The organism is Pseudomonas sp. HD6515 (assembly GCF_024971855.1).
GTDB classification, from domain to species: Bacteria; Pseudomonadota; Gammaproteobacteria; order Pseudomonadales; family Pseudomonadaceae; genus Aquipseudomonas; species Aquipseudomonas alloputida.
This window is the reverse complement of record NZ_CP079827.1, coordinates 3313059-3336628: the sequence shown is the minus strand read 5'-3', so window position 1 is coordinate 3336628 and position 23570 is coordinate 3313059. Positions and strand designations below refer to the sequence as shown.

19 protein-coding genes and 2 pseudogenes are annotated in these 23570 nt (G+C 62.7%); 17 read left to right on the top strand and 4 right to left on the bottom strand.

The genetic code is table 11. The features are described from left to right. Nucleotides 1-34 precede the first annotated feature (34 nt). From KW568_RS31150 to KW568_RS15345, 9 genes and pseudogenes are all read left to right on the top strand, one after another. The gene (locus KW568_RS31150; protein WP_146034149.1) at nt 35-349 is read left to right on the top strand and encodes an HNH endonuclease; all 315 of its coding nucleotides are present in this window, start codon (nt 35-37) and stop codon (nt 347-349) included. Between the two features lie 12 nt (nt 350-361). Next, nucleotides 362-880, top strand: coding sequence for an SMI1/KNR4 family protein (locus KW568_RS15385; protein WP_080635003.1), 519 nt, complete (start codon nt 362-364; stop codon nt 878-880). 649 nt (nt 881-1529) lie between these two features. Beyond that, nucleotides 1530-2545 (top strand): annotated as a pseudogene (locus KW568_RS30965) (RHS repeat domain-containing protein); the annotation flags it as partial. A gap of 12 nt (nt 2546-2557) precedes the next feature. Next, nucleotides 2558-2905: a hypothetical protein gene (locus KW568_RS15370; protein ID WP_004577243.1), complete on the top strand. Its 348-nt coding sequence runs from the start codon at nt 2558-2560 to the stop codon at nt 2903-2905. Nucleotides 2906-3147: 242 nt separating this feature from the next. After that, nucleotides 3148-4426: pseudogene (locus tag KW568_RS15365) on the top strand (type IV secretion protein Rhs); the annotation flags it as partial. A gap of 171 nt (nt 4427-4597) precedes the next feature. Continuing rightward, on the top strand, nt 4598-5773 hold the full coding sequence (locus KW568_RS15360; RefSeq protein WP_004374190.1) for a M20 aminoacylase family protein: 1176 nt from the start codon (nt 4598-4600) through the stop codon (nt 5771-5773). Nucleotides 5774-5856: 83 nt separating this feature from the next. Continuing rightward, the gene (locus tag KW568_RS15355) at nt 5857-7167 is read left to right on the top strand and encodes a citrate-proton symporter (protein WP_004576297.1); all 1311 of its coding nucleotides are present in this window, start codon (nt 5857-5859) and stop codon (nt 7165-7167) included. Further along, nucleotides 7164-8621: an amidase gene (locus KW568_RS15350; RefSeq protein ID WP_004576296.1), complete on the top strand. Its 1458-nt coding sequence runs from the start codon at nt 7164-7166 to the stop codon at nt 8619-8621. Before KW568_RS15355 ends, KW568_RS15350 begins: the two co-directional genes overlap by 4 nt. Before the next feature lie 64 nt (nt 8622-8685). After that, entirely contained in the window at nt 8686-9459 is a 774-nt protein-coding gene (locus tag KW568_RS15345) for an IclR family transcriptional regulator (RefSeq protein ID WP_004576295.1), read from the top strand. Between the two features lie 77 nt (nt 9460-9536). On the opposite strand, the gene KW568_RS15340 is transcribed toward KW568_RS15345, so the two are convergent. Beyond that, complete coding sequence (locus KW568_RS15340) at nt 9537-10409, bottom strand: helix-turn-helix domain-containing protein (protein ID WP_004576294.1); 873 nt, start codon at nt 10407-10409, stop codon at nt 9537-9539. 176 nt (nt 10410-10585) lie between these two features. Here KW568_RS15340 and KW568_RS15335 point away from each other — a divergent pair, with 176 nt between their 5' ends. The 4 genes from KW568_RS15335 to KW568_RS15320 are packed head-to-tail and all read left to right on the top strand — an operon-like array spanning nt 10586 to nt 14881. Further along, entirely contained in the window at nt 10586-11413 is an 828-nt protein-coding gene (locus KW568_RS15335; RefSeq protein WP_103517913.1) for an SDR family NAD(P)-dependent oxidoreductase, read from the top strand. Beyond that, nucleotides 11410-13125 (top strand): FAD-dependent oxidoreductase, encoded by a 1716-nt coding sequence (locus KW568_RS15330; RefSeq protein WP_004576293.1) that lies wholly within the window; start codon nt 11410-11412, stop codon nt 13123-13125. Before KW568_RS15335 ends, KW568_RS15330 begins: the two co-directional genes overlap by 4 nt. After that, nucleotides 13125-13451 carry an NIPSNAP family protein gene (locus KW568_RS15325; protein WP_004374204.1) on the top strand — a complete coding sequence of 109 codons (327 nt, stop codon included), beginning with the start codon at nt 13125-13127 and terminating at the stop codon, nt 13449-13451. The genes KW568_RS15330 and KW568_RS15325 overlap by 1 nt, the downstream gene beginning before the upstream one ends. Nucleotides 13452-13495: 44 nt before the next feature. Then, on the top strand, nt 13496-14881 hold the full coding sequence (locus tag KW568_RS15320) for an MFS transporter (protein ID WP_004374205.1): 1386 nt from the start codon (nt 13496-13498) through the stop codon (nt 14879-14881). Here KW568_RS15320 and KW568_RS15315 read toward each other — a convergent pair. Next, nucleotides 14878-15561, bottom strand: coding sequence for an HAD family phosphatase (locus tag KW568_RS15315; protein WP_004374207.1), 684 nt, complete (start codon nt 15559-15561; stop codon nt 14878-14880). The genes KW568_RS15320 and KW568_RS15315 overlap by 4 nt on opposite strands. Nucleotides 15562-15652: 91 nt before the next feature. Between KW568_RS15315 and lexA the strand changes: the two genes are divergently transcribed. Genes lexA through KW568_RS15295 form a run of 4 tightly spaced genes read left to right on the top strand, consistent with a single transcriptional unit; the run spans nt 15653 to nt 21392 of the window. Then, the gene (gene lexA / locus KW568_RS15310) at nt 15653-16270 is read left to right on the top strand and encodes a transcriptional repressor LexA (RefSeq protein ID WP_012052394.1); all 618 of its coding nucleotides are present in this window, start codon (nt 15653-15655) and stop codon (nt 16268-16270) included. Continuing rightward, nucleotides 16270-16890, top strand: coding sequence for a translesion DNA synthesis-associated protein ImuA (imuA, locus tag KW568_RS15305; RefSeq protein WP_004374214.1), 621 nt, complete (start codon nt 16270-16272; stop codon nt 16888-16890). The genes lexA and imuA overlap by 1 nt, the downstream gene beginning before the upstream one ends. Nucleotides 16891-16896: 6 nt before the next feature. Continuing rightward, nucleotides 16897-18315 (top strand): DNA polymerase Y family protein, encoded by a 1419-nt coding sequence (locus KW568_RS15300; RefSeq protein WP_004576292.1) that lies wholly within the window; start codon nt 16897-16899, stop codon nt 18313-18315. Further along, a complete protein-coding gene (locus KW568_RS15295) occupies nt 18312-21392 on the top strand; it encodes an error-prone DNA polymerase (protein ID WP_004576291.1) in 3081 nt (1026 codons plus the stop codon). The genes KW568_RS15300 and KW568_RS15295 overlap by 4 nt, the downstream gene beginning before the upstream one ends. 397 nt (nt 21393-21789) lie before the next feature. Here KW568_RS15295 and KW568_RS15290 read toward each other — a convergent pair whose 3' ends face one another. Then, on the bottom strand, nt 21790-22611 hold the full coding sequence (locus tag KW568_RS15290; protein ID WP_004374220.1) for an aldo/keto reductase: 822 nt from the start codon (nt 22609-22611) through the stop codon (nt 21790-21792). Continuing rightward, on the bottom strand, nt 22599-23504 hold the full coding sequence (locus KW568_RS15285; RefSeq protein ID WP_004374224.1) for a LysR family transcriptional regulator: 906 nt from the start codon (nt 23502-23504) through the stop codon (nt 22599-22601). The genes KW568_RS15290 and KW568_RS15285 overlap by 13 nt, the downstream gene beginning before the upstream one ends. Nucleotides 23505-23570 lie beyond the last annotated feature (66 nt).

Sequence of the window (23570 nt, the reverse complement as noted above, 5' to 3'; positions counted from 1 at the left end):
TGCCAAATGGCTAGATAAAGGTGGTTCTGTGCATATGGAGATTGACGGACGAACATGGGTTTATAAAGATTGGGAGGGTAATGTAGTAAGGTATCCCGACGGCCATCCTGACTTTACTCCTTTTGAACGACAGCAAGTTGATGTTCCTGACTTGAAGGGGAATCACGGTAAAAATCCTGGTGGTGATTTTGGCAAGGCAGATGCACTTGCACCTCAGGGTAAGGCAGACTATTCGAAAAATACTTGGCATCATCATGAGAATATGAAGACGATGCAGGAAGTTCCTAAAAAAATTCACAACAGGTTCACCCATTCGGGTGGTGTTAAGAATATGAAATCAAGCTGTTAATAGGGTCGAAAAATGCCTATAGTTTACAAAGCTGGTTTGACTGATGCTGAGATAAACTCACTTGAGGCAGCAGTTAATGTTACTTTGCCTAGTGCGTATAGAAACATACTGGCACGCATGAATGGTTTTTATTTGACTGATCCTGATTTTGGGCAGTTGCCGTTGAAGTCTGTTCAAGACGGGGAGGTGAGTTTTGATCGTTTGTTTGGGGTTATACCGGGAGAGGAATGCAACGATATTATTAGCTTTAATCAAGAATTTATTTCTGAGTTGGCATTTGTTAATGGCGTTTTGGCGATTGGGGAAGATGGGGGAGGGAACCCTTATGTGATAGTTACTGAGCCTGGGCGAGAAGGGGTTTATTATTGGGATAGAACCCACTTGCACGAATCTGACTCCATTAATAAATATGATATAGCGGAGCAAGGTGATAGCGGTCATCTTTATAAAATAGCAGAAGGTTTCGATGATTTTTATTCTTTGATTTTAGCGTCGCTGCCCGATGACGTTGAAATGATTGAAGAAAACTGAGGTGGGTGGTGATGGGGTGGCATCGATTCAATCGAAATATGGCGAATATTGAAGGGTGCGATTTTTTTGATCTTGGCCATAATAATGTTTCGAACGTTGCCTTTCGGGTGGTCGTTTCGTCAGTGTCGGCTGTTTAATAGAATGCAGGTTTATCTGGCTCTGCTAGATGTTGGTAGAGCCAGCCTCTTGTTAACATGGAGTCCCTAGGTTGTGCTTAAGAGTATTGTATAAGTGCAGTCAGCTCGGAGGGCAGCCACTACACCCCCAAAACCGCGACAGCCTGTTCTTCCTCTTTTTCTACTTCGGTGAAGTACCGGACACCAACAGCGAAGTGCCGCTGCAATGAATCACCGGCTGTACCCGCGTGCACCTGCACTACGACAACCCGCTGGGGCGCCTGACCGGCATCAAACGTGTGGTGAACAACGAAGCGGTGGAAACGCTTACCCAGTACCGCTACGACGAACACGGCCAGCTGAGCGCGGTGATCAACCGCAACGGCGACACCGTGCTCAGCTTCAGCTACGCCGACGGTCTGATGGTGACCCACAGCAACGCGCTGGGGCTGGGCTGCCACTACCGTTGGCAAACCCTGGGCGACAAGCCGCGCGTGGTCGAGCACTGGACCAGCGACGGCGAGCAATACCATTTCCGCTACGACCCGTGGGGCAACCTGATCGAGAAGCGCTCGGGGCACAGCAAGCTACAGAACTTCGCCTATGACTGTGAGAACCGGCTGGTTAAAGCTGAAACGTATGTTGGTGACAGACTGGAAAGCACCGGTAGTACCGGTATGACAGCCTGGGACGGCGGGTGGCCAAACAGGCTGAAATCAATGGCGAAGCCGAGCAGAAGCGCTTTCTCTGGCAAGGCTTGCGAATGCTGCGGGAGGAAACGCCTGGGCAGAGCATCTTGTACCTGTACGAGCCGGGTAGCTATGCGCCGTTGGCGCGGGTTGATCAGGTTGAAGGGGAAGGGCAGAAGGTCTATTACTTCCATACGGATCAGATTGGAACCCCACTGGAGCTGACCGATAGCGAGGGTGAGATTGTCTGGCAGGCGACATATCGCTCGTGGGGTGAGATAGAGCAGCTAACGGTCAATGGGGTAGAGCAAAATCTAAGATTCCAGGGACAATACTTCGACCGCGAGACTGCGCTGCATTACAACACTTTTCGTTATTATGATCCGGCATTGGGGAGATTTGTAACACAAGATCTTGTTGGTTTGTTTGGTGGTGATAATCTTTATCAGTATGCGAAAAACACTCAGTCCTGGATAGACTCATTAGGGCTAGCGTGTGATAAGTGGGATGTTAGTACCCATCAGGCAAACAAAAATGCAGTTAAAGGGAAGAATCTAGGCCTGGACTCACATCATGTTGGGCAGAAAAATTTGATGAAAGACCTTGTCGAGGGCTACGATCCTGCTACAGGGCCTGCTATGCTGGTACCCCGAGTAGGACATACAGTTTCTAAAGAAGGTGTGGGAATTGTGTCTAGAAGTAGTATAAATCCCAGGACAGGACTCCCTTTTAATAGTGCTCGTGATGTGGTTGCGCGCGACATTAGAGAACTTAGGCGTGTTTATCCAGAAGTGCCAAATGAAAAGCTACAGCAGCTAATCGCTCTGAATAAATCTATGTATCCAGAAATGCGGAAGTAAAGGGAGAAATTTATGGGTGATAATAAATTTGTTGATGCTATTTATTCCGAATTGTTTGAGAAAAATTTCCCTCAATATAAAAATTCTCTTACTAAACCCGTCAACGGAGATAAGGACTCATATGCTCGTGCGCGTAATGCTCTAGCATCGCTAGATGATACTCAAAGGTATGATATCATTAACTTTTTTAAAGTTGTTATCGCAGACAGCGCTTCTGTAGTGCTTGGGACGTTGGATGGTGTCCATTTTCCGGATGACCTCGAGGGCGATTTTGTTGTAAAATTAGATGGTGAAGATATTCAGGGTGACTTGCAGGATATATTTATCGAAAAATCTCAGCAAGATGGTATTTACGATTGATTTTTCGAGGCATTTTTAGTCTGGCTTCGGTTTTTGTTTTTATGTGGCATTGTTGAAAGAAAGATATTGAAAAAGCTATTGAAAATAGTTGGGGTGCCAGCTTCAACTATTTTTCCGTTAGCCGATACTGTCGAGCGGCTGGAATGAAGCTGCCTTAGCTAATATAATTATTTGTGTCATTGTCAAAAGTCACGTTCGCTAAGCGTGTAAGGTGATTGTGCGGGCCTGTATCCTAGGTGGCTCATTACCTCCTGCAACCCCTCGACAATCTAGAGAAGTGCCAGACACCAACACCGAAGTGCCGCTGCAGCGTATCGAGAACGTCCTCGGCCACTTCCTGCACTTCACCCGCACGCCCGACGGCACACTGACCGACATCAGCTCCACCGGCGGCACCCGCGTGCACCTGCACTACGACAACCCGCTGGGCCGCCTGACCGACATCAAGCGCGTGGTGAACAACGAAGCGGTGGAAACGCTTACCCAGTACCGCTACGACGAACACGGCCAGCTGAGCGCGGTGATCAACCGCAACGGCGACACCGTGCGCAGCTTCAGCTACGCCGACGGCCTGATGGTGACCCACAGCAACGCGCTGGGGCTGGGCTGCCACTACCGTTGGCAAACCCTGGGCGACAAGCCACGTGTGGTCGAGCACTGGACCAGCGACGGCGAGCACTACCACTTCCGCTACGACCTCGATAGCCGCACCAGCTGGGCCACCGACGTACTTGGCCGCGAGTTGGAAGTGCAGTACAACGCCGACCACCGCGTGGTCGCCAGCCGCGACTATGGCGGCGAGCGTTACGCCATCGAGCTGGACGAACACGGCAATATGGTTGGCCTGACCTTGCCGGACGGTAACCGCCTGCAATTCAAGTACGACGAATTCTCCCGCTTGCTCGAAGAGACCGACCCGCTCGGCCGCAGGACCACCTACGAGTATCACCACCTGACCACACTGGTGACCCAGGTCAGCTACCCGGATGGCAGCACTTGGCGAGCGCGCTACGACGACAAGGGCAACCTGCTCGCCGAATTCGATGCCCTCGGCCAGATGACCGAGTACCTGAACAGCGATGACGGCCTGCCGCACACCATCATCGATGCGACCTACAAGTCCAAGTACCTGTGGTGGAACACCCTGGCCCAGGTCGAGCGCTACCAGGACTGCTCAGGCAAGAGTACGTACTACCGCTATGACGAACGCCAGCACCTGGTCGCGGTAACAGACGCGCTGAACCAGACCACCACGCTGGAGCGCAAGCCCGACGGCGAAGTGCTGCGCATCAGCCACCCGGACGGCACCACGGAAAGCTTCACCTACAACGTCTACGGTCAGGTGCTCAGCCACACCGACGGCAAGGGCCAGACCACCCGCCTGATGCGCACGGCCCGTGGCCTGCCGAGCAGCCGCCAGGATGCCAAGGGCCAACGGGTTCGCTACGAGTACGACAAGGCCGCCTGACCGCACTATTCAACGAAAACAACGCCACGTACAGCTTTACCTACGACTCCAACTCCACACCCATTCCGCTTTTCCCCCCGACTGGTTCCGCTGGGCGGAACCACATTCGTTTGTGATCCCGCGTCACTCGCGCTTATCTGTGAGCCAAGCACGACCTGCCTCACCTGTCGTGACCTGAAGGCGAACAACAAGAACGGGAAACCACCCGCGCGAGGAGACTCCACATGTCCCGACATCAGCATATCCAGGCCTGGCTCGCCGACGTGGCCAGCGACCTGCACGCGATCCGTCACGATATCCACGCTCACCCGGAACTGGGCTTTGAAGAAAGCCGCACCTCGGCATTGGTCGCCCGACTGCTGGAGGCATGGGGCTATGAAGTGCACACCGGTATCGGCAAGACCGGCGTGGTCGGCGTGCTGCGCAACGGCAGCAGCCCCCGCCGGCTGGGCCTGCGCGCCGACATGGACGCGCTGCCCATCCACGAAGCAACGGGCGCGGCATACAGCAGCCAGCACCCAGGCTGCATGCACGCCTGTGGTCATGACGGGCACACCACCATGCTGCTTGGCGCCGCACGCTACCTGGCGGCCACCCGGCAGTTCGACGGCACGCTGACACTGATCTTCCAGCCGGCCGAGGAGGGCCAGGGCGGGGCCGAGGCGATGCTGGCCGACGGCCTGCTGGAGCGCTTCCCATGTGATGCGCTATTTGGCATGCACAACATGCCAGGGCTGCCGGCCGGGCACCTGGGGTTTCGTGAGGGGCCGATGATGGCTTCGCAAGACCTGCTGACGGTGACCCTGGACGGGGTGGGTGGCCATGGCTCGATGCCGCACCTGACCGTCGACCCGCTGGTGGCGGCTGCCAGTGTGGTGATGGCGCTGCAAACCGTGGTGGCGCGCAATATCGATGCGCAGGAGGCGGCAGTGGTCACCGTCGGCGCGTTGCAGGCCGGCGAAGCGGCCAACGTGATCCCGCAACAGGCGCTGTTGCGCCTTAGCCTGCGCGCGCTGAACGCCGAGGTGCGGGCGCAGGCCCTTGAGCGGGTGCGGGCAATCATCGTCAGTCAAGCCGAGAGCTTTGGCTGCCGCGCAAGCATCGAGCACCGCCCGGCCTACCCGGTGCTGGTCAACCATGCCGCTGAAAACGCCTTTGCCACCCAGGTAGGGGTCGAGTTGCTGGGCGCCCAGGCAGTGGATGGCAACACCCGCAAGCTGATGGGCAGCGAAGACTTCGCCTGGATGCTGCAGCGCTGCCCGGGGGCCTACCTGTTCATCGGCAATGGTGTATCGCGGCCGATGGTGCACAACCCGGCCTACGACTTCAACGACGACATCCTGCTGACCGGCGCCGCCTATTGGGGCGCGCTGGCAGAGCGCTGGTTGGCACCTGCCTGATTGTCCCTTTTTGACCACTGCCGCTGGAACCCGGGCGCGACTGCGCCTGGGCGATCACCCAATCATTGTGTGGAGTGTTCCCTATGCAGACTTCGAGCACCGGCGTGTCGCGTACCCGGCAAGTGGTGGCCGCCGTTATCGGCAACGCCCTGGAATGGTATGACTTTATCGTGTATGGCTTTCTGGCCAGCATCATCGCCCGGCAGTTCTTCCCGTCCGACGACGCGTACGCCTCGCTGCTGATGGCCCTTGCCACCTTCGGCGTCGGGTTTTTCATGCGCCCTGTGGGCGGCGTGCTGCTGGGCATGTATTCCGACCGCAAGGGCCGCAAGGCGGCCATGCAGATGATCATCCGCCTGATGACCGTGTCCATCGCCATGATCGCCTTCGCGCCCGACTACCTGGCCATCGGCATGGCTGCGCCGCTGCTGATCGTGGTGGCGCGCATGCTGCAGGGCTTTGCCACCGGTGGTGAATACGCCAGCGCCACGGCGTTTCTGGTGGAAAGCGCGCCTGCCCACCGCAAGGGCCTTTATGGTTCGTGGCAATTGGTAGGGCAGTGCCTGGCGGTGTTTTCCGGGGCGGCAATGGTGGCGTTGGTTACCCACCTGTGCTCGCCTGAGGCGCTGGACAGCTGGGGCTGGCGCATCCCGTTCGTGCTGGGCCTGCTGATCGGGCCGGTCGGGCTGTGGATTCGCAAGCATATGGAGGAGCCTGAGGCGTTTGTCGAGGCGCGTCGCCATGCCAAGGGCCAGTCGCCCAGCCTGTGGCAGGTGCTGCGTGAACACCGGCGCAGCCTGCTGGTGTCGATGGGGTTGGCCTGCGGCGCGACGGTATCGTTCTACGTGGTGCTGGTGAACATGCCGACCTTCGCCCACAAAAGCCTAGGCCTGCCGCTGGACCAGGTGCTGCTGGTGCAGATGCTCGCCGTGGGGCTGATGACCCTCGTGATTCCGTTGTCCGGGGCGCTATCTGACCGGCTGGGGCGGCGCCCGGTGCTGATGGCCTTCACCCTGGCGTTCTTCGTGATGGTCTACCCACTGTATGTGTGGATGGCCGCTGCGCCTTCCCTGGAGCGCCTGTTGGTCATGCAACTGCTGTTGTGCACGGCCATCGGTGGTTTCTTCGGCCCGGCGCCTACTGCCCTGGCCGAACAGTTCCCGGTCCAGGTGCGTTCCACCGGCGTGTCGGTGGCCTACAACGTGGCGGTGATGGTGTTCGGTGGCTTTGCCCCGTTGATCGTGACCTGGCTCACCCAGGTGCTCGGCACCCCAGTGGCGCCGGCGTTCTACGTGCTGTTTGCCTGCCTGCTGACATTGCTGGGCACCTATTGCCTGAAAGAAGCACCGCGGGTAGTCAAACCTGCCGCCTTCAACCTTGGAGTAAAACCGTGAAGCCGCTAGCCATCGACCCCATTGTTGCCCTTGATGCCGAGGCACTGTCCCGGGCCATCCATGCCCGCCAGTTGTCATGCCGGGAGGTGATGCAGGCCTACCTGGGGCATATCGAGCGCTTCAATCGGCAGGTCAATGCACTGGTCTCGCTGCGCCCGGCCGAAGTGCTGCTGGCCGAGGCCGAGACGCGTGACCGCGAAATGGCCTGTGGCCATTCGCGCGGCTGGATGCATGGCATGCCGCAGGCAATCAAGGACCTCGCCGCCACGGCCGGGCTGCGTACCACGCTCGGCTCGCCGCTGTTTGCCGAGCAGGTACCCGAACAGGATGCGATCAGCGTGGCGCGGGTGCGGGCGAGCGGGGCATTGATCTTGGGCAAGAGCAATGTGCCCGAGTTTGGCCTGGGCTCGCAAAGCTACAACCCCTTGTTTGGCACCACCACCAACGCCTACGACCCGTCGCGGGTGGCGGGTGGCAGCAGCGGTGGGGCTGCAGCGGCGCTGGCCATGCGCTTGCTGCCGGTGGCCGACGGCAGCGACATGATGGGCTCGCTGCGCAACCCGGCGGCGTTCAATAACCTGTTCGGCCTGCGCCCATCGCAGGGCCGCGTGCCGCATGGGCCGGCGCCCGAGCTGTTCGTGCAGCAGCTGGCCACAGAAGGGCCGATGGGCCGCAGTGTGGTCGACGTGGCGCGGCTGCTGTCGATACAGGCGGGTGTTGATGCCCGGGCGCCGCTGTCGCTAAGCGAAGGCTGGCGCGATTTTACCGTTGGCTTGCCGCGCGATTTTCGCGGTGTACGGGTGGGCTGGCTGGGCGACTACAACGGCTATCTGCCGATGGATGACGGGGTAATGAGCCTGTGCGAGTCGGCGCTGGCCGACTTTGCCGAGCTGGGCTGCCGGGTCGAGGCCTGCCAGCCGGCATTCGACCTGGCGCGCTTGTGGCAATGCTGGCTGACCCACCGCCACTTCCTGGTGCATGGCAACCTCGGCGCAGCCTATGCCGACCCTGGCAAGCGCGCATTGCTCAAGCCCGAAGCACAGTGGGAGGTGGAAGGTGGCTTGCAGCTGAGTGCGGCGGCGCTGTACCAGGCTTCGTTGGACCGCAGCGACTGGTACCGCGCCATGGGCAAGCTGTTCGAGCGTTACGACTTCCTGCTGTTGCCCTCGGCCCAGGTGTTCCCTTTCGATGCACGCCAGCCATGGCCGACGGTGGTCGGGGGGCGGGCAATGGACACCTACCACCGCTGGATGGAAGTGGTGATCGGGCCGACCTTGGCCGGCTTGCCGAGCATCAGCGTGCCGGTGGGGTTCAATGCCGCCGGGTTGCCCATGGGCCTGCAAATCATAGGCCCGGCGCAGGCCGACCATGCCGTGCTGCAGCTGGCGTATGCCCATGAACAGCTCACCCGCTGGGTGGTGCGCTGCCCGCCACAACGCCTGCTTGCGCCATGAAAGCACGGGCAGGCGCGGATCTTGCTGGCTATCCTGACCATCCCGCTACAAGGAGGTCATACCCATGGGCATCACGGCAGACAGCGGCGGCGTGCGTTCGGTGGAGCGGGCGCTGGCCATTGTCGACCTGCTGGGCGAACACCAGGCGTTGGGCCTGGAAGAACTGCACTACCTGACGGCGCTGCCCAAGGCCACGGTGTCGCGCATGATCGCCACCTTGCAGGCGCAAGGCTGGGTGTACCGCGGCCTTGCCGACCGGCGCTACCGGCTGTGCGCGCGACGCCTGTTCGGTGACCGCCAGTTGCGTTTCAAGCGGCGCCTGGTGGAAAGCGCAGCGCCCATGCTGCTGGAGCTGAGTGAGCGCACCGGGCTGGTCGCTGACCTGTCGTGTTTCGACGGCCAGCGGCTGGAGGTGATGGAAAGCGCCATTCCCCAGGTGCTGCGCAAGCGCTATCCGCTCACCAGTCAGATCGTTGGGCAGCATGCCAGCCTGTTTCATTCGGCAATGGGGCGGGCGTGCCTGGGGGAATTGGCGGTGGACGAAGTGCAGCGCCTGGCGGCCCATGAGCGGCTGGGTGACGACGGGTTGTTGCGCGATATCGAAGAACAAGCGCACAAGGGCTTTGGTCAGCGCACCGAAGGCTACTGGGAATACCCGGTGCGCCTGCCGTTCCTGATCCGCGCCATTGCCTTGCCGGTACATGCCGAAGGGCGCCTGGTCGGCAGCATTGCCTTGCAATGGCCGCTGGATCAGGCGCCGGTGGAGCGGGTGTCGAGCCTGCACCTGAGCAGTTTGGCGACCACGGTGGGGGAAGTGCAGCGGGCCTTGGCTGTTTGATGTTTCCTGCACGGGTTTCTTCGCGGGTAAGCCACAGACGCGTGCATTGCCAGTACCGCCCACAGAACCTGCGGGCGTTACTGGCCCTCCCGAAATCCGCTAGGGCTCACCCCCGCCTGCTTGCGAAAGAACCGGCTGAAATACCCCACATCGGCAAACCCCAGCTCATGGGCGATCTCTTTCACGCTCAGGCTCGAATGCCCGAGCATGCGCTTGGCCTCCAGCACCAGTCGGGCATTGATCACATTCATCGGCGTCATGCCCAGGTGTTCCTGGCACAACCGCCCCAACGTCACCAGGGTCATGCCCAACGCGGCGGCGTATTCCGCCAGTGGCCAGTGCGCGCGGTAGTGCATGTCTACCAGCTCGCGAAAAGCAGTCAGTTGCTGGCTGCGTCTTGATACTGGGCGCTGCTCACCTGCGGGCATGTACGGCTCATGGCGCAGGACATGGATCATCAGTGCCAGCAATAGCGCCATGCTGCTGGCCACATGCTCGCGGGCGCGGTTGTGGTATTCCTCGCGCAGGGCCCGAAACAGGGGCAACAACGGGTCTTCATCGGCGGCCCAGTGGGGCAGGGCAATCACCTGTGGTTTGCGCAGTTGCACCCGCACGCTGGGTGCCAGCACCTGAGCGATGCTATCCAGCGGGTGCTGCGCAGCCGTGATTACCTGGCCTTCTACCTGGCTGGCCCAATGAAATCCATGCACCACCTGCGCCGGGACGTACACCACGCAGGGCGCATGAACCTGAAACCGGTCACTGTCGAACAGCACCTCGCCGCCACCGCTTTGCAGGTACAACAGCTGCAGCAAGCCTTCGTGACGGTGTGCGGCAATCTCCCAGTTGTGCGCGCCAGAGCGCTGGGATATCTGCTCCACATGCAAGGCTTCGTGCCACACCGGCTGCGCGGTTTCACCGTACAGGGCGTAATTGGGGATCTTGTTCATGGTGTTGTAATTGTTCTGTTCAGTACCCGCTACTGTGCCATAGCTGCACGCAGGCTTCAGGGCGCAGTGGGCAAATTGACAGGAATGTGGGGCTGGTTGCAGGTTTTGTCCATTCTGCCGGTGGGCCTGCCGGCCATAGCCTGTTGCCCAGAACAAGCAACGCTCTGGAGAACAGCATGCACAACAACAAGATCCTTTCTCAGTGGCTAGGCCTGGAGTCGGCCGTATGCGTGGTGACCGGCGCGGCCGGCGGCATTGGCGCAGCATTGGCCGTAGCCTTGGTGGAGCAGCAGGCCCACGTGGTGCTGCTTGACCGCGACCTGGACAAATGCCGCGAACTGGCGGCCACCCTGGGGGAACACAGTGCAGGCGAAGTCAGTGCCCTGGCCTGCGACATTGCCGATCCGGCCAGCGTGGAGCAGGCTGCGGCCCAGGTACAGGCGCTGCATGGGCGCTGCGATGTACTGGTCAACAATGCCAGCGTGCTGCGCCCCGGTGCGCTGGACACGCTAAGCCTGGAACAATGGAACCAGGTGCTGGCGGTCAACCTCAGTGGCTACCTTTTGTGTGCCCAGGCCTTTGGCCGTTCCATGCTGGACTGCGGCCAGGGCCGTATCGTGCATGTGGCCTCGATTGCAGCCCATTACCCGCAACCCAACAGTGGCGCTTACAGCGCGGCGAAGGCAGGCGTCAGCATGTTGTCGCGGCAGATCGCCGTGGAATGGGGGCCGCGCGGTGTGCGCAGCAACGCCGTATGCCCGGGTTTGATCCGCACGCCATTGTCGGCGGCGTTCTATGCCGACCCACAGGTGGCGCGCCGGCGTAGCGCCATGACCGCCAACCAGCGCATCGGTGAGCCGCAAGACATCGCCGAAGCCGTGCTGTTTCTGGCCAGCCGCCGCGCCGACTATATCAACGGCGCCGAGCTGACCGTGGATGGCGGACTGGAAAGCATGCCCATGGCATTGATCCCGCGCCCTGGCTTCGAGGGGGCAGGCCAATGAGTACGCGTAGCTGCGATGTACTGGTCATCGGTGCGGGTGCTGGCGGCCTGGCGACAGCCATCACGGCGAAAAAGCTTGGCCTGGATGTGATCGTCATCGAAAAGGAGGCGTGCTTCGGCGGCACCACGGCGTTTTCCGGCGGTGTGCTGTGGGTGCCGGGCACCCGGCACGGGGGCAATGACAGCCAAGCAGCGGCCATGACCTACCTGCGCAACGAAACCGGTGCCTGCTTCGATGCGGCCGGGGTGGAGGCATTCTTGCGCTACGCGCCGCAGATGGTTGAGTTTTTCGAGCGCGAGACGGCAGTCAAATTCGTGCCCACGCTGTACCCCGATTATCACCCGCAGGTGGAAGGCGGCGTCGATGTGGGCCGCTCGATACTGGCCGCACCTTACGACATCCGTGGTCTGGGGCCCGACATGGCGCGGCTGCGCCCGCCGCTGAAGACCATCACCTTCATCGGCATGATGTTCAACTCGTCGAATGCCGACCTCAAGCACTTCTTCAATGTCACCCGTTCGTTGACCTCGTTCGCCTACGTGGCCAAACGCCTGCTGACCCATTTGAAGGAGCTGGCCCTGTACCGACGCGGCACCCAGGTCACCAGTGGCAATGCCCTGGCGGCACGGCTGGTACGCTCGGCACTGGACCTGGGCATTCCGATTCTCACAGGCACCCCGGCGCGGCAGTTGCTGCGCGAAGGGGCGCGGGTAGTGGGGGCGGTGACCGGGCAGGCCGGCAGCGAGCAGCGCATCGAGGCCCGGCGTGGGGTGGTGCTGGCCTGTGGCGGTTTCTCCCATGACCTGCAACGGCTGCGCCAGGCCTACCCGCATGTACGGCGTGGCGGCGAGCATTTTTCACCGGTGCCAGCGGGCAACACCGGCGATGGTGCGCGCATGGCCGAGGCGCTGGGAGCAAAGGTCGATATCTGCCTGCAGGCACCTGCAGCCTGGATGCCGGTATCGAAGGTGCCGGTGGGTGGTGGGCGGCATATTGCCTTTCCGCACTTGCTCGACCGCTACAAGCCGGGTGTGATCGGCGTGCTGCGTTCGGGGCAGCGATTCACCAATGAGTCGAATGCCTACCACGACGTAGGCGCAGCGCTGATCGAGGCGTGTTCCGACCAGGCAGAAACCGCCATGTGGCTGGTGTGCGACCGCCGCACCCTGGCCAAATACGGGCTGGGCTTTGCCAAGCCTGCGCCGATGCCGCTGGGGCCATTGCTGCGCAACGGTTACCTGCTCAAGGGCCAGACCCTGGCGGAGTTGGCCGGCAAGGCCGGTATCGATGCGCAAGGGCTGGAGCAGACTGTGCGCGAGTACAACCTTGGCGCTGTCCACGGCGAAGACCGTCAGTTCGGCCGCGGCAGCACCAGCTTCAATCGCTACCTGGCCGACCCGCAGCAACAACCCAACCCGTGCGTAGCGCCGGTTGGCGAGGGACCGTACTTTGCCGTGAAAGTCATCATGGGCGATCTGGGCACTTTCGACGGGCTGCGCACCCGTGTGACCGGTGAAGTGTTGGCGGCCGACGGGCAAGCCATCGACGGCCTGTATGCGGTGGGTAACGACCGCGCCAGCATCATGGGCGGCAACTACCCCGGGGCGGGCATCACCCTGGGGCCGATCATGACCTTTGCCTACATCACCGGGCGCCATCTGGCGGGTGTCGAGCAGGGGCTGGCGGCGGGCAACGCACGGGAGGTGGCGTGATGGACAAGCCTGTGGTCGACCACCGCATCTACACCATTCGCCCACGCGGCATGGCGGCCTTTCTCGAGGCGTTCGACCAGCTGGCGATGCCGATCCTGCTGCGCCACCTCGGTGCACCCCTGGCGTTTTACACCAGCAGCATCGGGCCGTTGAACCAGGTGGTGCACTTGTGGGGCTATGACAGCCTCGATGACTTCGAGAAGCGCAGCGCAGCGCGGGATGCCGACCCGGACTTTGCCGCGTACCTGCATGCCACCCGCGACCTGGTGGTGGCTCAGGAAACACGCATCATAAGGCCTGTGCGCTTACCCAGCCTTTTCCACTAGGGCTGCGACAAACACCGTCATAAAAACAACAACAGGTGATACCTATGAACAACACGCTCGACGTGCGCCAACTGATCGACCAGCAACCCATCGGCCGCTACCAGAAATGGGTGGTGTTCCTTGGCTTTCTCATCATCGCCCTGGACGGCCTGGACGTCGCCATCATCGGCTTCATTGCCCCGCAATTGAAAAGCGACTGGGGCCTGGATGCGCAAAGTCTGGGCCCGGTATTGAGCGCCGCGTTGATCGGCCTGGCACTCGGCGCCTTGATTGCCGGCCCCTTGGCGGACCGTTACGGGCGCAAGGCGGTGTTGCTGTGCAGCGTGCTGCTGTTCGGCCTCTGGACACTGGCCTCGGCCTTTTCACCCAACCTGGAAGCCCTGGTCGCGTTGCGCTTTCTGACCGGCCTGGGCCTGGGCGCAGCCATGCCCAATGCCAGCACCCTGGTCAGCGAGTATGCCCCGGCACGCAGCCGCTCGCTGCTCATTACCCTGGCATTCTGCGGCTTCTCCCTGGGCGCTGCGGCAGGTGGTTTCGTCAGCGCCTGGATGATTCCGAACCTGGGCTGGCGCAGTGTCTTGGCATTGGGTGGGGTGTTGCCGCTGATGGTCCTGCCGTTGCTGTATTGGCGCCTGCCGGAATCGGTGACGTTCCTGGTCAGCAAAGGGGCGGACCGCAAGCGCATTCTGGCCATTGTCCGTCGCCTGGCACCTGAGCATGTCAACGCCGACACGACCTTTGTCTTGCCCGGTAAAGCCCAGGCTGCAGGCGGTGCAATCGGCACCATCCTCTCTGCGCGGTATCGCTTTGGTACCTGCATGCTCTGGGGCGGGTACGTGCTGGCGCTGTTCCTGGTCTATCTGTTCAGCGGCTGGTTGCCGACGCTGGTGAAGGAGGGGGGCGGGTTCTCGGTGGCCGAAGCGGCCATCGTCACGGCCTGTTTCCAGATTGGCGGCCCGTTGGGCGCGATTTCGGTGGGTTGGGCCATGGATCGCTACCCGGCGCAGCGCGTGCTGGTACTGACCTTCCTGTTCAGTGGTGCGGTGATTTTTGCAATTGGTCAGGTCGCTGCGGACTTCGCCTGGTTGTGTGCGGTTGCGAGCGCTGTGGGCTTTGGCCTTAATGGGGCAAGTGTTGGCATGAATGCACTGGCGGCGGCTTTTTACCCGACTGAAGCACGGGCGACCGGCGCCAGCTGGATGAGCGGCATCGGGCGCCTGGGTGCGATTCTCAGTGCCTTTGCCGGGGCACAGATGCTGGCACTGGGCTGGAGCTTTGCCCAGGTATTCGCTTCGTTGTTGCTACCCGCAGGGTTGGCGGCTTTGGCGGTATGGCTGCAAGGGCGAAATGCGGCGTCACGGCTTAGCGTTCCAGGTTGTACATCCGGCACCCCGGCTGCAGCGCCAGCAGGTTCGGCTCCCACTCCCTAGCCTTCGGGAACACAGCCCCTGTCTGAAGCCATACGCTCGATCAACGCCCACAACGCCGCATCATTGAAATCGTCGACAACCAGCCTGGCGCCCGCCGCCAGCAACCGCTCCGGGGTCTGCGTCGTGGCCACGCCCACGGTAAAGATCCCCGCGCCACTGGCTGCAGCCGTCCCCGGCAATGAGTCCTCGAAGGCCAGCGCTTGCCCGGCCTCGGCACCCAGCCGCTGCAGGCCGGTGAGGTAGGGCAGCGGGTCCGGTTTGGGCCGTGCCAGTTCTTCGGCCACCAGCACATGTTCAAAGTGCTGGCCCAGGCCCATGGCGTTCAGCATGTGCTCGGCGTTCAGCCGCGGTGCGTTGGTCACCACGCACATGCCGATGTCATGGGCCTGGGCATGCTCCAGCAGGCGCAACAGGCCTGGCATTGGCTCAAGCGACGGCGACATCGCGCGAAACAGCGCTTCCTTGCGGTCGGCCAACGCCTGGCACTGTTCGACACTGGCGCCGCTGAACAGCTCGGCGAACAGCTCGCCGTTGGCGCGGCCGCTGACCTGGGCATCGAACTGCGCCTGGCTCAGCTCGCGGCCGTCGTGTTCGCGCAGCAGTTGGCGAAAGGCCTGCAGGTGCAGGGTGTCAGTGTCGGTGAGGGTACCGTCAAGGTCGAACAGCAGGGCGGTCAGCATGGGATATCCAGATGAAAAAACACAAGCCAGGGGATCATAACCAAAGCTGACGACGAAGGGGGCTGTTCAGCGTGCTCCGAAAAGAGTACAAATGTGCTCCATGGACACTCTTACCCCCAAACGCCGCGCCATTTTCGAATTCATCCGTGAGCGCATTGCCGAGCATGGTCAGCCGCCGAGCCTGGCCGATATCGCCACGCGCTTCGGTTTTGCCTCGCGCAGCGTTGCGCGCAAGCACATCACCGCCCTGTGCCAGGCCGGTTACATCGATGTCACGCCAAACCAGGCCCGGGGCATACGCCTGGCCGAACCGCTGCGCCGGCCGGAAATCCTCGAAATACCCGTGCTGGGCCAGGTGGCGGCGGGTGCCCCCATCGGCCCGGACCTGGACATCCACGAGCAGTTGCTGCTCGACCCCAGCCTGTTCCGCCGTACCCCCGACTACCTGCTGAAGGTGCGGGGCGACTCGATGATCGACGACGGCATCTTTGACGGTGACCTGGTCGGCATCCTGCAACAGGCCGACGCCCGCGACGGGCAAATCGTGGTTGCGCGCCTGGACGGCGAAGTGACCATCAAACGCCTGCAACGCCAAGGCGGCACTTACCGGCTGTTGCCACGCAACCCTGCGTATGCGCCGATCGATGTGCAGCCCGAACAGGACTTTTTCATCGAAGGCGTGTTCTGCGGCTTGCTGAGGCGTGACTGATGGGCGCCGTGGTCGACCTCGACAGGCTGCTGGAGCAGCGCCGGGTATGGCGCGGCCGGCAGGCCCAGGCGCGGCCACTCGGGCTGCAGCCCACCGGCCATGCGGCCCTCGACGAACGTTTGCCGGAAGGTGGCTGGCCGGCGGCAGCACTGAGCGAGCTGTTGCTGGCCAACCCCGGCTGTGGCGAATTGCAGTTGCTGTGGCCAACCCTGGCTCGGCTGAGTGCAGAAGCCAGCAGAGTGGTGCTGGTGGCTCCACCCTTCATCCCTTTTGCACCGGCCTGGCAGGCAGCGGGGGTGGACCTGCGCTGGCTGGTACAGGTGGATGCCGAGCCTGCCGATGCCCTGTGGGCTGCCGAACAGTGCCTGCGCTCGGGCAGTTGCGCGGCGGTGCTGTGCTGGCCGGAACGTGCCGATGACCGCGCCCTGCGGCGCTTGCAGGTAGCGGCCGAAACCGGGCAGGCACTGGCGTTCGCCTGCAGGCCGCAGCAGGCGTCGCACAACCCTTCACCCGCAGCGCTGCGCATTGCAGTCGACACACGCCCGGCGCAATGGCGCGTGCTGAAAAGCCGGGGTGGCATGCCACCCGCGCTGCCTATTCCCTGCCCGGGGCGGGGCTGATGCACCATGCTCTGGGCCTGCATCCTGCTCCCGCAGCTTGCGCTGGACACCGTCCTGCGTGAGCGTGACGACCCTGACACACCCTTGGTGCTGATTGGCGGGCCGACCCAGCGTCGCGTGTTGCAGGCAGTCAACCCGGCGGCCGCTGCACTGGGCCTGCGCGCCGGGCAAACCCTGACCGCAGCGCGTGCCCTGGCCGATGGCTTCACCTGCGTCGAAGCTGACCCCAAACGCATCGATCAGGTGCAACAGTTGCTGGCGGCCTGGGCCTACCGCTTCAGTGCCCAGGTCAGCCTGCATTACCCTCGGGCGCTGCTGCTGGAAGTGGGCTCCAGCCTGCAACTGTTCGGGCCCTGGCCCTTGTTCGAGGCACGTCTGCGTCAGGAACTGGCAGAACTGGGCCTGCGTCAACGCATTGTCCTGGCCAGCAACCCGGTGGCTGCTCGCATGCTCGCCAATGGCCACGATGGCCTGGCCGTGGGCGATGTCGACGCCACCCGAGCGGCGCTGCTTGGCATGCCCATCACGCGCGTCGGCCTGCCGGCAGAGGCGGCCGAAGCGTTTGCCCGCATGGGCTTGCACCAGCTGGGCCAGGTATTGGCCTTGCCGCGCGATACCTTGGCCAGGCGCTTTGCGGCCCAGGTGCAGCTGCACCTCGACCAGTTGCTCGGCCTGCGCAACCTGGGGCTGGACTTCTACCAGCCACCCGACCGTTTCGAAACCCGGCTGGAACTCAACTTCGACGTCGAATCGCACCAGGCGCTGTTGTTCCCGCTGCGGCGCATGCTCAACGACCTTGCTGCATTTCTGGCCGGGCGAGACTGTGGCGTGCAGCGCTTCTGCCTGCATCTGGAGCACGCCGAGGGGCCGGATACCCTGCTCAAGGTGGGCCTGCTGGCGGCCGAACGTGATGCTGCGATGCTGTTCGAGCTAGCCCGTGGGCGCCTTGAGCCGCTGCGCATACCCGCACCGGTGCGCAACCTGCGGCTGGTTGCCGAAGACTTGCCACCCTTCGTGCCACAGCATCAGGCGTTGTTCGACCCGCGGGCGCAACAGGCGCAACCCTGGGCGCAATTGCGTGAGCGGTTGCGCGCCCGCCTGGGGGATGAGGCCGTCAAGGGGCTTGGCGCAGCCGCCGATCACCGCCCCGAATGCGCCTGGCAGTTGGCGGAGCAGGGTGCCCAAGGCAACATGCCGGTTGCACCGGGTAGCCGCCCGGGGTGGCTGTTGTCGGCACCGATCGCGCTGGATGATGCCGCCTACCAGGTGCAGGGCTATGCCGAACGCATCGAATCAGGTTGGTGGGATGGCGGCGATGTGCGTCGCGACTACTACCGCATCGAAACCCGTGACGGCCTGCGCGGCTGGGCCTACCGCGACCTGAGCCAGGCCGGCCCGCTTTGGCTGCAGGGTTGGTTCGCATGAACACCCCGGGTTATGCCGAGCTGCATTGCCTTTCCAACTTCAGCTTCCAGCGCGGTGCATCGAGCGCCGACGAGCTGTTCCGGCGTGCGCGCGAGCAGGGCTACCAGGCCTTGGCAATCACTGACGAATGCACGCTGGCCGGTATCGTGCGCGCCTGGCAGGCAGCCAAGGTGCACCAGTTGCGGCTGATCGTTGGCAGCGAGGTGCAATTGTGCGACGGGCCCAAGCTGGTGCTGCTGGTCGAGAACCTGACCGGCTACCAGAACCTGTGCGTGCTGATCACCCGTGCCCGGCGGCGGGCAGAGAAGGGGGCGTACCAGCTGTTTCGTGATGACTTGCTGCTGCACCACCAAGGCCTGCTGGCCTTGTGGGTGGCCGCTGACAGTGGCGATACCGCTACCGGCGCGTGGCTGCGCAGTGTGTTCGCTGAGCGCCTGTGGCTGGCCGTGCACCTGCACCGGGGCAGTGACGATGCCATGCGCCTGCAACGGTTGCGGGCACTGGCGGCTGATGTGGGTATCCGCGCCGTGGCCTGTGGCGACGTGCACATGCACGTGCGTGGTCGCCGTGCCTTGCAGGACTGCATGACTGCCATCCGCCAGCATTGCCAGGTGAGCGAGGCCGGGCGCTTTCTGTTTGCCAATGGCGAACGGCACCTGCGCAGCCAGGCGCAACTGGCCGAGTTGTATCCGCTCGACCTGCTGGCCGAGACCCTGGTCATTGCACGGCGCTGCCAGTTTGACCTGAGCGAACTGAACTACCAGTACCCACGCGAACTGGTGCCCGAGGGGCATACCCCGGCAAGCTGGCTGCGTGAATTGTGCGAGCAAGGCCTGCCGCTGCGCTGGCCAGGCGGGCCGAGTGGCAAAGTGCGGGCTGTGCTTGCCAAGGAACTGGGGCTGATCGAAGAGCTGGGTTACGAAAGCTACTTCCTGACGGTGCACGACATTGTCGCCTTCGCCCGCAGCCAGCGCATCCTATGCCAGGGCCGGGGGTCGGCAGCCAACTCGGTGGTGTGCTTCGTACTGGGCATCACCGAGCTTGACCCCATGAAACACCACCTGCTGTTCGAGCGCTTCCTGTCGCGCGAGCGCAACGAGCCGCCGGACATCGACGTGGACTTCGAACACGACCGGCGCGAGGAGGTGATCCAGTATGTGTTCCGTCGCTATGGCCGGCACCGGGCGGCGCTCACTGCGGTAGTCAACACCTACCATGCCGCCGGTGCGGTGCGGGATGTGGCGCGGGTGCTGGGGCTACCTGCCGACCAGGTGGATGCCCTGGCCAAATGCTGTGGCCGCTGGAGCGATCGCATACCCGATGACCAGCGCCTGGCCGAAGCCGGTTTCGAAGCGGGCAGCCCTTCGCTGCGGCGGGTGCTGGTGCTGGCCGGCGAACTGATCGGCTTCCCCCGGCACCTGTCACAGCACCCGGGCGGTTTTGTCATCTCCCAGCAACCGCTCGACCAGCTGGTGCCGGTGGAGAATGCTGCGATGCCGGAGCGCACGGTGATCCAGTGGGACAAGGATGATCTGGACATGGTTGGCCTGCTCAAGGTCGACGTACTGGCGTTGGGCATGCTCAGCGCCTTGCGCCGCTGCTTCGACCTGCTGCAGCACCACCGTGGCCGGCACCTGACCCTGGCGACCATCCCCAGCGAAGACCCGGCCACCTACGCCATGATCAGCCGTGCCGAGACCATGGGCGTGTTCCAGATCGAGTCACGCGCGCAAATGGCCATGTTGCCGCGGCTGCGGCCCCAAAAATTCTACGACCTGGTCATCGAGGTCGCCATCGTCCGCCCCGGGCCGATTCAGGGCGACATGGTGCACCCGTACCTGCGCCGGCGCCTGAAGCAGGAACCGGTGACGTATCCGTCGCCGCAACTGAAGGAAGTGTTCGAACGTACCTTGGGCGTGCCGCTGTTCCAGGAGCAGGTGATGGAACTGGCGATGGTCGCGGCCGACTATACCCCGGGCGAGGCCGACCAGTTGCGCCGCAGCATGGCAGCCTGGAAGCGCCACGGCGGCCTGGAACCGCACCGCGAACGGCTGGTGCAGGGCATGTTGCGCAATGGTTACACGCTGGCGTTTGCCGAGCGCATCTTCGAGCAGATCAAGGGGTTTGGCAGCTATGGCTTCCCTGAGTCGCATGCGGCCAGCTTCGCCTTGCTGTGCTATGCCAGCAGTTGGCTGAAGTGCCATGAGCCGGCGATCTTCACCTGTGCGTTGGTCAACAGTTGGCCGATGGGCTTCTACAGCCCTGATCAGCTGCTGCAAGAGGCTCGCCGTCAAGGTATCGAGGTACGGCCGGTTGATGTCTGCCACAGCGACTGGGACTGCACCCTGGAGCCTGATGCTGAAGGCACCCTGGCCATTCGCATGGGCCTGCGACTGGTGCGTGGCCTGGCCGAAGCCGATGCCAGGCGCGTGCAGCAGGCGAGGGCGCAGCGGCCGTGGCGCAACGTCGAAGACCTGTGCCTGCGCGCCGGCCTGGACGCACGGGCCCGTGCCCGCCTGGCTGATGGCGGGGCGCTGCGCGCCTTGGTCAGCGATCGGCATCAGGCGCGCTGGCAGGTGGCGGCGGTGCAGCCGCAGCTGCCGTTGTTCGCCGATGCGCAGGCCTTGCCTGAAGAACCGGTGCAATTGCCCGTGCCAACCGTGGGCGAGGACCTGATGGCCGATTATCAAACCCTCGGCACTACGCTTGGCCCACATCCGCTGGCCCTGTTGCGCGCTCGCCTGAGGGCGCTGGGGTGTCGCAGCTCCAGTGAATTGCAGGGTGTGGAGCATGGCGACAACATTGCCGTGGCCGGGCTGGTGGTGGGCCGGCAACGGCCTCAAACCGCCAGCGGTGTGACCTTCGTTACTCTGGAAGACGAACATGGCATGGTCAACGTGGTGGTGTGGCGTGCGCTGGCCGAACGGCAGCGGCGGGCGCTGGTGGGTTCGCAGTTGCTCAAGGTCAGTGGGCGGTTGGAGCAGGAGAATGGGGTGCGGCACCTGATTGCGCGGCGGTTGGAGGATGTGAGTCCGCTGCTGCAAGGGCTGGATGTGCGCAGCCGGGATTTTCACTGACCCCCAACGCTCGGTACTTGCGTGGTTCCCTGTGGGTGCGGGCGAGCCCGCGAAGCAGCCACCGCGTTGCAGGGCACCGGCCTTGCCGGTGTTCGCGGGCATGCCCCACATTGACCGCCTGCAACCTTGAGCCTGCCCCAACCATTCATTGGCCACGGTGCGTTATTCCTTGGTCGACGGCCACGTTTGCCACTAGGCCTGAGCCCCCCCTGTGGGAGCGGCCTTGTGTCGCGATAGGGCCGCAAAGCGGCCCCAGCAATCTATGCATGATGCCGAGATCCTGGGGCCGCTGCGCGGCCCTATCGCGACACAAGGCCCACAGGGATCGCGTCAGCTTTTAGAAATTGAGCAAGACAGTTGCTCCCAAAGGTCGCGTCCTGGTCCAGATTGCGCTCGCCTACACCATCGCCAACCGCTGCTTGCGCGTCGGTGCAGGGAACGCCCGGTCGATCGCCCGCAGGTCTTCACCGGTCAAGGTCAGCGCTCCCGCCGCCGCATTGAGCCGCACGTGCTCGGGCGCCACCGCCTTGGGGATGGCGATCACGCCGTCATCGCGGGTCACCCAGGCCAGGCTGACCTGGGCCGGTGTGGCGCCATGGCGCTCGGCGATTTCCGCCAGTACCGGGTGCTGCAACAAGCGCCCGGCCTGAGCCAGCGGGCAGTAGGCCATGGTTGGCAAGCCACGTTTTTCGCACCACGGTAGCAAGTCGAATTCGATGCCGCGTTGGGCCGGGTTATACAACACCTGGTTGGTGGCACAATCAGGGTTGTGCAGTTCGCGCAGGTCGTCGACGTCGAAGTTGGACACGCCCCAACGCTTGATCTTGCCTTGCTCGCGCAAGCGCTCGAAGCCTTCGACGGTTTCCTCCAGCGGGTGCTGACCACGCCAGTGCAGCAGGTACAGGTCGATGCAATCAGTGCCCAGGCGCGTGAGGCTGCGTTCGCAGGCAGCCGCCATGCCGCGCAGGCCGGCATTGTGCGGGTAGACCTTGCTGACCAGAAATACCCGGTCGCGGCGCCCGGCAATGGCTTGGCCAACGACCTCTTCTGCCCCCCCTTCGGCATACATCTCGGCGGTGTCGATCAGGTTCAGGCCCAGCTCGATGCCCTGTTGCAGCGCCGCGACTTCGGCAGCCTTGCGACCTGGGTCTTCGCCCATGTACCAGGTGCCTTGGCCGATGGCTGGAACGCTCGTGCCTGCCAGATTTACGTAACGCATGTCACCTCCGGGATCCGGGTATTGGAAAGAAGCACCTCAAGCAGTGCCTGCGCTGCGGTGGAAAGCTTGTGCTCGCTGAGGGCAATCACGCCGATGCGCCGCTCGACAGTGGGCTCGACCAAGGTTACGCAGCGGGCACCCAGCTCCTGCATCTGGTTGATGCACAGCGCCGGCACAGCACTGACCCCCAGGCCGCTGGCCACCATGCGGCCGATGGTCGTCAGCTGGTGGCTTTCGAACGCGACTGCCAGCTTGCCGTGGCGGGCCGCCACATTCTGCTCCATCAGCAGGCGCACCGCCGAAGGGCGCTGCAGGGCCACGAAATCTTCGGCCATCAGCTGTGCCCAGCTGACCTGGGGCAGCAGCGCCAAGGGCGAGTCGGCGGCCACTACCGCAACGAAGCGGTCCATGTACAACGGGTGGAAGTCCAGCCCATCGATGTTATCCGGCTCGAAGCCGATGCCCAGTTCGACGCGGCGATGGCGTACCAGTTCCTGTACCTGTTCGTTGATCACGTCGTGCACCGTGACGTTGACCTTGGGGTAGCGCTGGCGAAACACCTTGAGCGCGTGGGGCAACAGGTTGCCGGCAAAAGCCGGCATGGCCGCCACTGACACACGGCCCAATTGCAGGGTAAAGCGCTGGCGCAGCATCTCTTCGGTATCGTCCCAGTCGGCCAGCAGGCGGCGTGCCAGTGGCAGCAGCACTTCGCCTTCGGCAGTCAGGCTGACGCTGCGCGTGGTGCGGCTGAGCAGGGCGCCGCCGAGGTTTTCTTCCAGCGCCTTGATGGTCAGGCTCAGTGCCGGTTGCGAAACGTGCAGGTGTTCACCGGCCTGGGCGAAGCTCTGGTACTTGGCCACGGCGACAAAGGCGCGCAATTGTTTGACGTTCATGTCGGGCCTATCGTTTGTTTTGTAAAAATTATCAATCGATGACAAAAACAAAATTAACAAATCAGT